Source organism: Azospira oryzae (assembly GCF_004217225.1).
Lineage (GTDB): Bacteria > Pseudomonadota > Gammaproteobacteria > Burkholderiales > Rhodocyclaceae > Azospira > Azospira oryzae.
This window is the reverse complement of the sequence record NZ_SHKM01000002.1, coordinates 129,307-141,872: the sequence shown is the minus strand read 5'-3', so window position 1 is coordinate 141,872 and position 12,566 is coordinate 129,307. Positions and strand designations below refer to the sequence as shown.

Genomic DNA, 12,566 nt, shown 5'->3' with positions numbered 1-12,566 from the left:
GGGGCGCCCAGGTTCCCCATCCCCAATTTCCGTTGCCCAACCCCGCCCATGGACCCTTCCCCTAGTTCGCCCAAACCGACTCTGCTCGAACGTCTTTCCTCCCTCCTCCTGCGCGAGCCCGAGGATCGGGAGCAACTCCTCGCCCTGCTGCATTCCGCCTTCGAGCGCGACCTGCTCGACGCCGACGCCCTGACCATCATCGAAGGGGCCATGGCCGCCTCCGAAACCTCCGTCCGCGACGTCATGGTGCCCCGGGCCCAGATGGACGTGATCGACATCGACTCCTCCCTGGACCAGCTCATCCCCACGGTGATCGAGACCGCCCACTCCCGCTTCCCGGTGGTTGGCGAGAGCAAGGACGACGTGCTGGGCATTCTCCTGGCCAAGGACCTGCTGCGCTCCATCATCGAGCGGGACTTCAGCCTGCGCAACTGGCTGCGCCCCGCCGTCTTCATCCCTGAATCCAAGCGTCTCAACGTGCTGCTGCGGGAGTTCCGCGTCAGCCGCAACCACATGGCCATCGTGGTGGACGAATTCGGCGGCGTTGCCGGCCTGGTGACCATCGAGGACGTGCTGGAGCAGATCGTCGGCGAGATCGAGGACGAGTACGACTTCGACGAGACGGTGGACAACATCCAGCTGGACCAGTCCGGTCGCTACCGGGTCAAGGCCCAGACCGAGATCGCCAGCTTCAACCACGCCTTCGGCACCACTTTCCCCGACGACGATTTCGACACCGTCGGCGGCATGCTGCTGCACCACCTGGGCCGGGTGCCCAAGCGCAACGAAGTGGTGGAGGTGGGCCACGTCCGCTTCCAGGTCCTGCGGGCCGACAGCCGGCGTCTGTATACCCTGCTGGTGGATACGCCCCGCACCATCGGCGATACCGAATAAGGTGGGAATCGCCGCTTTTCTCTCCGTAGTACGCAGCGACGGGCGGGCCCGTCTGCTGGCGGCCGGCGCCGGCCTGCTGGGGGTGGGCGCCTTCGCTCCCTTCACTGTCTTCTGGCTGGCCTGGCTCAGCTGGGGCGCCCTGTTCCTCCTGGTGAGCCGGGCGCCGTCGCCCCGGGCGGCGGCCTGGCGCGGCTTCGCCTTCGGCCTGGCCCAATTCCTCGGCGGCGTCTCCTGGGTTTATGTCAGCCTCCACGACGTCGGCGGCATGCCCCTGCCGGTGGCCGCCCTGGCCACCCTGGCCCTGTGCGCCTACATGGCCCTCTATCCCATGGCGGCGGCCTGGAGCGCCCGCCGGCTGGACTTCTCCGACAAGGTATCCTGGAGAAGCGCATGCCTGTTCGCTGCCAGCTGGGTGCTGGCCGAATGGGCCCGCGGCTGGGTGCTCACCGGTTTTCCCTGGCTGGCCCTGGGCTACTCCCAGTCGCCGCCGTCGCCCCTGGCCGGCCTGGCGCCGCTGCTCGGCGTGTATGGCGTGTCCCTGGCCTCCGCCCTGCTGGGCGCCTGGGGCGCCCTGGCGGTGGTGGGGCGCCAGCGTCTGCCTGGGCTGCTGGTCTTGCTGCTGCTCGGCCTCGGCGCCGGGCTGGGGCTGGTGCAATGGACTGCGCCGGTGGGCGAGCCGCTGCGGGTGGCCCTGCTCCAGGGCAACATTCCCCAGGATCTGAAATGGGAGCCGGAGCGCTTTCTCGATTCCCTCACCACCTACGTCGGCCTGGCCCGGGACAATCCGGCGGACCTGACGGTGCTGCCGGAAACCGCCGTGCCGGCCCTCTACGACCAGCTGCCCCCCGAGTTCATCGCCGACCTCAAGGCCCTGGCCGCCCGCCGCGGCGGCGACCTGCTGCTGGGGGTGCCGGTGGCCGACGAGAGCAGCGGCGAGCGGCGCTACTACAACAGCGCCATCGGCTTCGGCGCCAGTCCCCAGCAGTCCTACAGCAAGGCCCACCTAGTGCCCTTCGGCGAATTCGTGCCGCCGGGCTTCCGCTGGTTCCTCGACCTCATGCACATGCCCATGTCGGACTTTTCCTCCGGCGGCGGCCGGCAGCCGACCCTGGCTTTGGCCGGCCAGCAGATCGCGCCCAACATCTGCTACGAAGACGTCTTCGGCGGCGAGATCATCCATGCCCTGCCCCGGGCCACCCTGCTGGTCAATCTCTCCAACACCGCCTGGTTCGGCCATTCCCTGGCCCAGCCCCAGCATCTGCAGATCGCCCAGCTGCGGGCCCTGGAGACCGGTCGCCCCATGCTGCGCGCCACCAACACCGGCATGACCGCCGTGGTGGCCCCGGACGGACGGGTCCAGGCCGTGCTGCCGCCCTTCACCCGGGGCGCCCTGGTGGCCGAGGTGCGGGGTTACCAGGGGCTGACGCCCTTTGCCCGCACCGGCAATACGGTGGCCCTGTTTCTGGCGACCCTTCTCCTGGCTGCAGGTGCTTTGGCACGGCGGCGGGAAACCCAGTAAAATCCAACGTTTCCGACAAATTTCGAACGCTTTTTGGCGAACCCCATACCCATGCCTACCTTTCAGGAAGTGATCCTGCGTCTGCAGGACTACTGGAGCAAACAGGGCTGTGCCCTCCTGCAACCCTACGACATGGAAGTCGGCGCCGGCACCAGCCACACCGCCACCTTCCTGCGGGCCATCGGCCCCGAGCCCTGGAAGGCCGCCTACGTGCAGCCCTCCCGCCGGCCCAAGGACGGCCGCTACGGCGAAAACCCCAACCGCATGCAGCACTACTATCAGTTCCAGGTGGTGCTCAAGCCCGCTCCCGACAACATCCTGGAGCTGTACCTGGGCTCCCTGGAAGCCCTGGGCTTTGACCTGAAGAAGAACGACGTGCGCTTCGTCGAGGACGACTGGGAAAACCCCAGCCTGGGCGCCTGGGGCCTGGGCTGGGAAGTGTGGATGAACGGCATGGAAGTGACCCAGTTCACCTACTTCCAGCAGGTCGGCGGCATCGACTGCAAGCCCATCACCGGCGAGATCACCTACGGCCTGGAACGTCTGGCCATGTACCTGCAGGGCGTGGAAAACGTCTATGACCTGAAGTGGACCGAAGGCCTCACCTACGGCGACGTGTACCACCAGAACGAGGTGGAACAATCCACCTACAACTTCGAGCACAGCGACGCCGACTTCCTGTTCACCGCCTTCGGTGCCCACGAGAAGCAGGCCCAGCACCTGATGCAGGCCCAGCTGGCCCTGCCGGCTTACGAGCAGGTGCTGAAGGCTGCCCACACCTTCAATCTGCTGGATGCCCGGGGCGCCATTTCCGTCACCGAGCGGGCCGCCTACATCGGCCGCATCCGCAACCTGGCCCGCAGCGTCGCCCAGTCCTACCTGGATTCCCGCGCCCGCCTGGGCTTCCCCATGGCGCCCAAGGAATGGTCCGCCGAAGTGCTGGCCAAGCTTGAAGAACAGAACGCCAAGAAAGTCGCCTGATCATGTCCGCCAAGAATCTGCTCGTTGAACTGTTCGTCGAGGAACTGCCGCCCAAGGCCCTGAAGAAGCTGGGCGAAGTCTTCGCCCAGAGCCTGGCCCAGTCCCTCAAGACCCAGGGCCTGGCGCCCGAAGCCGCCGCCGTCACCGCCTACGCCTCGCCCCGCCGTCTGGCCGCCCATGTGACCGACGTGCTGGCCGTGGCCGCCGACAAGCCCGTGGTGCAAAAGCTGATGCCCGTGGTCGTGGGTCTGGACGCTGCCGGCAACGCCACCCCGGCCCTGCTGAAGAAGCTCGCGGCCCTGGGTGCTGACGCCTCCGTCGTCCCCAGCCTGCGCCGCGAGAACGACGGCAAGGCCGAGGTGCTGTACTACGACAGCCTGGCCAAGGGTGCCGCCCTGGCCGAAGGCCTGCAGAAGGCCCTGGAAGCGGCCCTGGCCGCCCTGCCCATTCCCAAGGTGATGAGCTACCAGCTGCAGGACGGCTGGACCAGTGTCAATTTCGTGCGCCCCGCCCATCGTCTGGTGGCCCTGCACGGCAGCGAGTTGGTGCCCCTCGCCATCCTCGGCCTGACCTCCGGCAACACCACCCTGGGCCACCGTTTCGAAGCGGCCAAGGAAGTGGTGACCTTCGCCGACGCCGACAGCTATGCCGATACCCTGAAGCGGGACGGCGCCGTCATCGCCAGCTTTGCCGAGCGCCGCGCCGAGATCGTGCGCCAGCTCGAAGCCGCGGCGGCCAAGGCCGGCCCCAATCTCAAGCCCATCGAGGACGAGGCCCTGCTGGACGAGGTCACTGCCCTGGTGGAGCGTCCCAATGTGCTGATCGGCAAGTTCGAAGCCGAGTTCCTGGCCGTGCCCCAGGAATGCCTGATCCTCACCATGAAGGCCAACCAGAAGTACTTCCCCCTGCTGGACGCCAGCGGCAAGCTGACCAACCAGTTCCTGGTGGTGAGCAACATCGCCCCGGCCGATCCTTCCGCCGTCATCGGCGGCAACGAGCGGGTGGTGCGCCCCCGTCTGGCCGACGCCAAGTTCTTCTTCGACCAGGACCGCAAGAAGACCCTGGAATCCCGCGTCCTCGGCCTGGCCAAGGTGGTCTATCACAACAAGCTGGGTACCCAGGGCGAGCGGGTGCAGCGGGTTTGCGCCATCGCCAAGGCCATCGGCCAGCAGCTCGGCGGCGACGCCCTGGCGCTGCAGGCCGAACAGGCTGCCCTGCTGGCCAAGGCCGACCTGCTCACCGACATGGTGGGCGAGTTCCCCGAACTGCAGGGCATCATGGGCCGCTACTACGCGCTGCATGACGGCCTTTCCGCCGACATCGCCGACGCCATCGAGGACCACTACAAGCCCCGCTTCGCCGGCGACAGCCTGCCCCGGGGCAATGTGGGCACCGTGGTGGCCCTGGCCGACAAGCTGGAAACCCTGGTGGGCCTCTTCGGCATCGGCCAGATTCCCACCGGCGACAAGGATCCCTTTGCCTTGCGCCGCCACGCCCTGGGCGTGATCCGCATGCTGGCTGAAGGCGACCTGGCCCTGCCGCTCTCAGATTTGCTGGCCGGTGCCGCCGCCACCTTCGTTCAGGTGGAAGGCTTCAAGGCCGCCAACGAGGCCCTGGCCGACTTCATCTACGACCGCCTCGCCGGCAGCCTGCGGGAGCAGGGCTACAGCGCCCAGGAAGTGGATGCCGTGGTCTCCCAGCGGCCCCAGCGTCTGGGCGACATCCCCAAGCGCCTGGCCGCCGTGCGCGCCTTTGCCGCCCTGCCGGAAGCCGAAGCCTTGGCCGCCGCCAACAAGCGGGTCGGCAACATCCTGAAGAAGGTGGAAGGTGGCGTCGCCGCCAAGATCGACAGCGCCCTGCTCCAGGAAGCCGCCGAAGTGGCCCTGGCCCAGGCCCTGGCCGAGGTGAAGCCGGCTGCCGATGCGGCCTTCGCCAAGGGCGACTACGCCGCCTCCCTGCAGTCCCTGGCGGCCCTCAAGGCGCCGGTGGATACCTTCTTCAACGACGTCATGGTCAATGCGGAAGACCCCGCCCTGCGGGCCAACCGCCTCGGCCTGCTGGCCACCCTGCACCTGGCCATGAACCAGGTGGCGGACATTTCCAAGCTGTCGGCCTGAGTTTCGCGGAGCGCACGCAACCATGAAGAAACTTGTCATCCTCGACCGGGACGGCGTCATCAACTTCGACTCGGCCCAGTTCATCAAGAGCCCGGCCGAGTGGAAGCCCATTCCCGGCAGCCCGGAAGCCATCGCCAAGCTGAACCAGGCGGGCTACCGGGTGGTGGTGGCGACCAACCAGTCCGGCGTCGGGCGCGGCCTGTTCGACATGGATACCCTCAACGCCATCCACGAAAAGATGCACAAGACCGTGGCGGCGGCGGGCGGGCGCATCGACGCCATCTTCTACTGCCCCCACGCCGCCGATGCGGGCTGCGACTGCCGCAAGCCCAAGCCCGGCATGTTCCAGCGCATCGCCGCGGTGTACAACGCCGAACTGAAGGGCGTGCCGGCCATCGGCGATTCCCTGCGCGACCTGCAGGCCGCCGCCCGGGCCGGTGCTTCCCCCATCCTGGTGCTCACCGGCAAGGGTGAGAAAACCCAGGAAGAGGGCGACCTGCCCTACGCCACCGAAGTCTTCCCCGATCTCTCCGCCGCCGTCGATCATCTGCTCGGCAACGGCAAGAACTGACCCTATGGCCCTGATCCGCTCCCTGTTGTTCACCCTGTTGTCGGTCCCCCTGATTGCCTTCTTCGGCGCTCTGGTCTGTGTCGTCGCGCCGTTCCATGTGAACACCGCCTACGTCCTGATCGACATCTGGCGTTCCATCTTCCTCGGCCTTCTGGTGCGCGGGGTGCTGGGCATCCGTACCCGGGTCGTCGGCATCGAGAACATTCCCGACGAGGCCGTGGTGGTGCTTTCCAAACACCAGTCCGCCTGGGAAACCGTGGCCCTGCAGCAGTGGTTCCCGCGCATGGTCTTCGTGCTGAAGAAGGAACTGCTGCTGCTGCCTTTCCTCGGCTGGGCCTTCAAGGCCATCGGCATGATCGCCATCGACCGCAAGGCCGGCATGGATGCCCTGGCCCAGGTTTCCGACCAGGGCACGGCCCTGCTGCGGCGTGGCATCAGCGTCATCATCTTCCCCGAGGGCACCCGCGTCGCTCCGGGCCAGAAGAAGCGCTACAAGCCCGGTGGCGCCCACCTGGCGGTGCAGGCCAAGGCCAAGGTGGTGCCGGTGGCCCACAACGCCGGCGAAGTGTGGCGGCGCAATGCCTTCATCAAGCAGCCGGGCACCGTCACCATCAGCTTCGGTCCGGCCATCGACGCCAGCGGCCTGACGGTGGAAGAAGTGAACCGCCAGGTGGAAGCCTGGATCGAAGGCGAGATGCACCGCATCTCCCCGCACCGTTATTGCGATGGGTCGTCCCAGCAGGCCTGATTCCCCCCAGCTCGAACTGGCCCTCTTTCGCGATCCGGCAGAGCGGCCGCCGGCGGACGCCCGGGGCGCCGCCGTGCTGCTCGGCGAACGACTGATTCCCTACGAGTTGCGGCGCAGCCGCCGGCGCACCATCGGCCTCACCATCGACCACCGGGGCCTGCGGGTCGGTGCGCCCCTGCGCGCTTCCGTGCGGGAGGTGGAGAAGCTGATCCACCAGCATCAGGACTGGGTCCTGGGCAAGCTGGAGGAATGGCGCCAGCGCCAGATCCAGACGGCGGTCAGCGTGAGCGACGGCATGTCCCTGCCCCTGCTTGGAGAGGTAATATCGGTGCGCATCACGGCCGGCCCTGCCCGCATCTCCTGGATCGACGGGCATCTCCAGCTATGCCTGCCTGAAGCCAAGGATCCGCGCCCCTTGCTGGAGATGGCCCTGAAGGCGCGGGCCCGTACCCTGTTCGCCGAGCGCCTGGATCATTACGCACCCCTGCTCGGTGTCGCCGCGCCGCCCCTGGCCCTCAGTTCGGCCCGCACCCGCTGGGGCAGCTGCAGCCGCGTCAGCGGCATCCGTCTCAACTGGCGCCTCATCCACTTTCCCCTGGCGGTGGTCGATTACGTGGTGGCCCACGAGCTGGCCCACCTGCGGGAAATGAACCACTCGCCCCGTTTCTGGTCCGTGGTGGAGCGACTTTATCCCGATTACCAGCAGGCCCGGGCCGAGCTCAAGCGTCTGGCCCAGACCCTGCCGCGCTGGTGATCCTTCAACAGCAGGAGTTTTTCATGCGTTTATTGCACACCATGCTCCGGGTCGGCGACCTGGACCGTTCCCTGGCTTTCTACACCGAGGTCCTCGGCATGCAGCAGCTGCGCCGCCAGGATTACCCCGATGGCCGCTTTACCCTGGCCTTTGTCGGCTACGGCCCGGAAAGCGAGGGCGCCGTGATCGAACTGACCCACAACTGGGACACCCCCGCCTACGAGCTGGGCAACGGCTTCGGCCACATCGCCCTGGAAGTGGACGATGCCTACGCCGCCTGCGCCGCCATCAAGGCCCGGGGCGGCAAGGTGGTGCGGGAAGCCGGCCCGATGAAGCACGGCACCACCGTCATCGCCTTCGTCGAAGACCCGGACGGCTACAAGATCGAATTGATCCAGAAGCACAGCTAGCCCTGGGCGGCCGGGAGGGTGTGATTTTCCTCCTTGGCGACGGCGGGGGTTATGGGCGATCCTCAAAGCCGATTTGGATCAAGGCGGCAGGGCCAGGTGCCCCGCTAGACTGCCCCTGACAGTGGAGACAAAGGAAATGAGCAAGCGCGTTCTGGTGGTGGACGACAGCCGGGTGAGCCGGATGATGATCCGCGCCATCATGCTGGACAAGCATCCGGACTGGACGGTGGAAGAGGCCGGCACCGGCGACGAGGCCCTGGCCAAGTGCGATGGACAGGCTTTCGACCTGATGACCATCGACTACAACATGCCCGGCATGGACGGCCTGGAGTTCGCCTCCCGGGTCCGGGCCCAGGGCAGCACGGCCCAGCTGGCCCTGCTCACCGCCAATATCCAGGATGCCATCCGCGACAAGGCGGCCGCCCTTGCGGTGCAGTTCGTGCGCAAGCCGGTGACGCCGGTTTCCGTCGCCGAAGCCATGGCCCTCGTCGGCGGCTGAGCGGAGCATGACCTTCCCCGCCTTCTTCGCCCAGGTGCCGCCGATCCTGCTGCGGGATCCCCTGGCCGAGTTCCTGGGGGCGGCGGAAGGCGGCCTCATCGAATACCGCTATGCCGATGCCGTGCGCCTGGCCGGCCATTCCTGCCCCACGGTGGCCGGCGCCTACCTGCTCGCCAGCCGCGCCCTGGGCTGCTTGTACGGGAGCGAAGTACCCCGGCGGGGCAATTTCCACGTCAGTTGCGGCGACTCCCTGGACGAGGGTGTCACCGGCGTCATCGCCAGCGTGCTTACCCTGCTCACCGGCGCCGCCGGCAGCGGCGGTTTCAAGGGCTTGGCCGGCCAGCACTCGCGCCGCAACCTGCTGGCCTTCGGCCAGGGCGGTGGCGGCACGTTCACCTTCCGGCGCCTGGACGACGGCAGCGCCGTCACCCTGAGTCTCGACCTGTCCTCCGTCCCTCCCGATCCCCGTATGGGCGGCCTGCTCCAGGCCCTGCTCAGCGGCGAAGCCAGCGAGGCGGACGGCCGTGATTTCCGCCACCTCTGGCAGGACCGGGTGCGCCGCATCCTGCTGGAACACTGGGATGATCCGGCGCTGGTGCACATCCGCTCCGCCTGAATACAAAGGGGGCGCAACCGCAAGGCTGCGCCCCCTTTTTTTGTCCAGGCCTCAGATGATCTGGATGTCGCTGGCCTTCAGGTTGGTGACGCCGGTGAGCTGGGCAATGAGGATTGCATCGGCACCACCGGAACCGTCCACGTCGTAGTAGAGACTGCCGTCGCTGGAGTCGAAGACAAAGCGGTCGCTTGCGTCCAGTCCTCCTGCCAGATTGTCGCCGCTGGCGAACATGGTTGCCGCCAGCGTGCCGGTCGCCGTGCCCAGGGCGGTGAATACGCTGTTCTCGAAAACCAGCTTGTCCGTGCCGGAGACGAAGTCCGTAATGGTGTCGATGACGCCCATGACCGGATTGTCCTCGAACACGAACTTGTCTGCACCCAGGCCGCCAGTGAGAACGTTGGCCGTTTCGTTGCCGATGATGGTGTCGGCGTTGGAGCTGCCGATGGCGTTCTCGATGGTGACGCCGTAGGCGATGTTGAAGTTGTCATCGCCGGTATAAAGGTAGTTCCACCAGCCGACAGGGATGTCGGACTTGATGAAGCCGTCTGGCAAGGCGGACGCACCCGTCGCATCGTAGTTGATGTCGGAGAAACTGCCTGCATGCAGGTCCAGCACGCTGCCGTGGCTCAGGCCGGCCAGGCTGATGGTGTCGTTGCCTCCGCCATCCCACAACGTCTTGATGAACGGGTCGTTGCTGAAGGTGTACGTCGTATTGCTGTTGTTGGTCGCCGTGTTGGCGCCGTACATGTCCTGCAGGGCAGCAACGTCGAATACCTGGGGCGTGCTCGGCGACAGGGGATTCAGATAGATGTAGGTGCCATCGTAGGAGACGGTATAGCTGTCCGCGTTGTAGGACATGATGCTGTATAGGTAATTGTCCTCCGCCGTCGGCAGGAAGGGGCCCGGTTCGCCGGCACCGTAGTCGCCCGGATGCTTGAGGCCCAGGGCATGGCCGATTTCATGAATGATGGTGGCCAGACCGTATTCCCCATCGGCAAGCTGGTTGAAGGTGCTTTGGTCATTGGCCAGCCAGACGTCGCCACCGATGTCGGTGCCGTTGTTGGTACCGGTTCCGTGGGGCAGGTAGGCGTAGCCGGCCGAATTGTAGAAGCCTTGATAATTGGAGCCGAACTGCAGAGTGCCGCCGCTGGCCACCTCCTGGAATGTGACGTTGAGCAGGCTGGCGTAGATACCCAGTGCCTTTTCGATGGCGGCCTGGTGGGCGGCATCCAGCGCCTGGAATGAATAAATCTGATCCGGGCCAGTGGTGGGGTAATAGCTCGGAACGGCAGTCATGAAACTGTAGCTGATGACCAGAGGTTGACCGATGGTGGTCGGTTGCCAGGTGTAACCTGAATCGAGGGCATCGATGGCGTGCTGGGGAGGTGTGCTGTCGATCTCCGTGGCAACGGAACCCAGCATGGTCTGGATCGGGATGACGTCGATACTGTCGTCAAACTTGAGGAATTCAACTCCTTGCAGGGTATCGGTGCCATCGGCGCCGGCAACCGTAAATATCCCGTTGTTGTAGCTGACGGTGTAGTCGCCATGATTGCCGCTGAACACGGCAATATCTCCGGCCCCGGCGCCACCGTTGAGGGTGTCGTTGCCGATGCCGCCGTTGAGGGTGTCGTTGCCGGCACCGCCGTAGAGGGTGTCGTTGCCGGTACCGCCGGTCAGCAGATTGGCCTTGTCGTTGCCGGTCAGAACGTTGTCCAGTGCGTTGCCGGTGAGGTCAAAGGCAACGCTGTTACCCAGGGTGCCGTTCTCCACATTTTCACCAAGGGTGTAGGAACCGCCGGCAGTGGAAATGTTGATCTGTACGGTGTCGGTGCCTTGTCCGGCAGATTCGCTGACGCTATCACCCGCGCTGTCAACGACGTAGGTATCGTTACCGGCGCCGCCACTCATCTGGTCGTTGCCGGCGCCCCCATTAATGATGTTGTCACCGCTATTGCCGGTAAGAATGTTGTCGCTCACGTTACCGGTCAGGTTGAGCTTCGTGATTCCTGTAGCGCTGACATCCAGATTCTCGATATTCACATCCAGGTTGATCGTGGTCGCATTGCTGAGATCGCCTACGACACCCCGTAGCACAAGGCTGTCGTTACCCTGTCCGGCAACTTCGGTGACGCTGTCCTGGAACGCAGCGGTGGCAGTGCTGCCGGTGCCAACCTTGATGATGTCCACGGTGTAGGTGTCGTCACCCTTGCCGCCTTTGAGGATATCGACACCAGCCCCGCCGTCGATGGCATTGTTGCCGTCGTTGCCGATAATGGTGTTGTTAAGTGCGTTACCGGTGCCGTTGATGTTGGCGGAGCCGGAGAGGGTGAGGTTCTCCAGGTTGGCACCGAGGCTATAGGAGGCCGTGGCGATGACGGAGTCGATGTCGGCGGCCGGTCCCTGTTCGTCGATCACATCCAGGGATTCATCGACATAGTAGGTGTCGTTGCCTGTGCCGCCGACGAGGGTGTCCACACCGGCCCCGCCGTCGAGGCTGTCGTTGCCGGCGCCGCCGGTCAGGGTGTTGGCCCCGCTGTTGCCGATGAGGGTGTTGGCCAGTTCATTGCCAGTACCGTTGATGCCGGCAGCGCCGGTAAGGGTGAGATTCTCCAGATGGTTGCCGAGCGAGAAGGTGACGCTGGACTCCACCGTATCGATGCCGCCATTGAGGATTTCCGTGACGGTATCCCCGAGATCATCCACCACATAGATATCGTTGCCGGCACCGCCGGCCATGGCATCGCTGCCGGCGCCGCCGTCGATGCGGTTGGCGGCGGCATTGCCGGTGAGGGTGTTGTCGAGGTCATTGCCGGTGAGGTTGAAGGCAATGGCGTTGGTGAGGGTGGCGTTCTCGACGTTGTCGTCGAGGTTGTAGGTGTTGCCGCCGGCGACGGAGGTGACGGCGACGCGGACGGTGTCGGTGCCTTCGCTGGCTGCTTCGGTGACGGTATCGGCGAGGGAATCGATGACGTAGGTGTCATTGCCCTTGCCGCCGACGAGGGTGTCGTTGCCGGCACCGCCATCGATGAGGTTGTCGGCATCGTTGCCGGTGAGGGTGTTGGCGACGGCGGAGCCGGAGAGGTTGAGCTTGGTGGAGCCGGTACTGCTGGCGTCCAGGTTCTCGATATTGGCGCCGACGATGAGGGTGGTGGGGTTGGTGAGGTCGGCGATGGTGCCGCGCAGGACGACGGTGTCGTTGCCTTCGCTGGCCAGTTCGGTGACGGTGTCCTGGAGAGCGGCGGTGGCGGTGGCGCCGGTGCCGACCTTGACGATGTCTACGGTGTAGGTGTCGTCGCCCTTGCCGCCCTTGAGGATATCGACGCCGTCACCGCCATCGATGGCGTTGTTGCCGATGTTGCCGGTGATGGTGTTCTTGAGGGCGTTGCCGGTGCCGTCGATGTTGGCGGAGCCGGAGAGGGTGAGGTTCTCCAGGTTGGCGCCGAGGGTATAGGAG

At 65.7% G+C, this 12,566-nt stretch carries 11 protein-coding genes; 10 read left to right on the top strand and 1 reads right to left on the bottom strand.

All coding sequences use genetic code 11. The features are described 5' to 3' along the window. Positions 1 to 48 precede the first annotated feature (48 nt). The 10 genes from EV678_RS09825 (at position 49) to EV678_RS09780 (ending at position 9,109) form a co-directional block, all read left to right on the top strand. The gene (locus EV678_RS09825) at positions 49 to 894 is read left to right on the top strand and encodes an HlyC/CorC family transporter (RefSeq protein WP_014236299.1); all 846 of its coding nucleotides are present in this window, start codon (positions 49 to 51) and stop codon (positions 892 to 894) included. A gap of 1 nt (position 895) precedes the next feature. Beyond that, positions 896 to 2,413, top strand: a complete 1,518-nt coding sequence (lnt, locus tag EV678_RS09820) for an apolipoprotein N-acyltransferase (protein WP_130459403.1) — start codon at positions 896 to 898, stop codon at positions 2,411 to 2,413. Between the two features lie 51 nt (positions 2,414 to 2,464). Further along, positions 2,465 to 3,394 (top strand): glycine--tRNA ligase subunit alpha, encoded by a 930-nt coding sequence (gene glyQ, locus EV678_RS09815; protein ID WP_130459402.1) that lies wholly within the window; start codon positions 2,465 to 2,467, stop codon positions 3,392 to 3,394. A 2-nt stretch (positions 3,395 to 3,396) separates the two neighbouring features. Next, positions 3,397 to 5,511, top strand: coding sequence for a glycine--tRNA ligase subunit beta (gene glyS / locus EV678_RS09810; RefSeq protein ID WP_130459401.1), 2,115 nt, complete (start codon positions 3,397 to 3,399; stop codon positions 5,509 to 5,511). Positions 5,512 to 5,533: 22 nt separating this feature from the next. After that, positions 5,534 to 6,082, top strand: a complete 549-nt coding sequence (gene gmhB, locus EV678_RS09805) for a D-glycero-beta-D-manno-heptose 1,7-bisphosphate 7-phosphatase (protein WP_014236303.1) — start codon at positions 5,534 to 5,536, stop codon at positions 6,080 to 6,082. Between the two features lie 4 nt (positions 6,083 to 6,086). Beyond that, the gene (locus EV678_RS09800; protein ID WP_130459400.1) at positions 6,087 to 6,830 is read left to right on the top strand and encodes a lysophospholipid acyltransferase family protein; all 744 of its coding nucleotides are present in this window, start codon (positions 6,087 to 6,089) and stop codon (positions 6,828 to 6,830) included. Then, a complete protein-coding gene (locus tag EV678_RS09795; RefSeq protein ID WP_130459399.1) occupies positions 6,808 to 7,584 on the top strand; it encodes a M48 family metallopeptidase in 777 nt (258 codons plus the stop codon). Before EV678_RS09800 ends, EV678_RS09795 begins: the two co-directional genes overlap by 23 nt. A gap of 23 nt (positions 7,585 to 7,607) precedes the next feature. Continuing rightward, positions 7,608 to 7,994: a lactoylglutathione lyase gene (gene gloA, locus EV678_RS09790; RefSeq protein ID WP_130459398.1), complete on the top strand. Its 387-nt coding sequence runs from the start codon at positions 7,608 to 7,610 to the stop codon at positions 7,992 to 7,994. A gap of 136 nt (positions 7,995 to 8,130) precedes the next feature. Then, positions 8,131 to 8,493 (top strand): response regulator, encoded by a 363-nt coding sequence (locus EV678_RS09785; RefSeq protein ID WP_130459397.1) that lies wholly within the window; start codon positions 8,131 to 8,133, stop codon positions 8,491 to 8,493. 7 nt (positions 8,494 to 8,500) lie between these two features. Further along, entirely contained in the window at positions 8,501 to 9,109 is a 609-nt protein-coding gene (locus tag EV678_RS09780; protein ID WP_130459396.1) for a hypothetical protein, read from the top strand. Positions 9,110 to 9,160: 51 nt separating this feature from the next. Here EV678_RS09780 and EV678_RS16550 read toward each other — a convergent pair. Next, positions 9,161 to 12,566 (bottom strand): M10 family metallopeptidase C-terminal domain-containing protein (locus tag EV678_RS16550; protein WP_207222250.1); only part of this gene is annotated, 3,406 nt, incomplete at its 5' end.

What these genes read in the sequence shown, in the direction of transcription:
- EV678_RS09825 (WP_014236299.1), top strand. Translation starts at nt 49, where the DNA reads ATGGACCCTTCCCCTAGTTCGCCCAAACCGACTCTGCTCGAACGTCTT.
- glyQ (WP_130459402.1), top strand. Translation starts at nt 2,465, where the DNA reads ATGCCTACCTTTCAGGAAGTGATCCTGCGTCTGCAGGACTACTGGAGC.
- glyS (WP_130459401.1), top strand. Translation starts at nt 3,397, where the DNA reads ATGTCCGCCAAGAATCTGCTCGTTGAACTGTTCGTCGAGGAACTGCCG.
- gmhB (WP_014236303.1), top strand. Translation starts at nt 5,534, where the DNA reads ATGAAGAAACTTGTCATCCTCGACCGGGACGGCGTCATCAACTTCGAC.
- EV678_RS09800 (WP_130459400.1), top strand. Translation starts at nt 6,087, where the DNA reads ATGGCCCTGATCCGCTCCCTGTTGTTCACCCTGTTGTCGGTCCCCCTG.
- EV678_RS09795 (WP_130459399.1), top strand. Translation starts at nt 6,808, where the DNA reads ATGGGTCGTCCCAGCAGGCCTGATTCCCCCCAGCTCGAACTGGCCCTC.
- gloA (WP_130459398.1), top strand. Translation starts at nt 7,608, where the DNA reads ATGCGTTTATTGCACACCATGCTCCGGGTCGGCGACCTGGACCGTTCC.
- EV678_RS09785 (WP_130459397.1), top strand. Translation starts at nt 8,131, where the DNA reads ATGAGCAAGCGCGTTCTGGTGGTGGACGACAGCCGGGTGAGCCGGATG.
- EV678_RS09780 (WP_130459396.1), top strand. Translation starts at nt 8,501, where the DNA reads ATGACCTTCCCCGCCTTCTTCGCCCAGGTGCCGCCGATCCTGCTGCGG.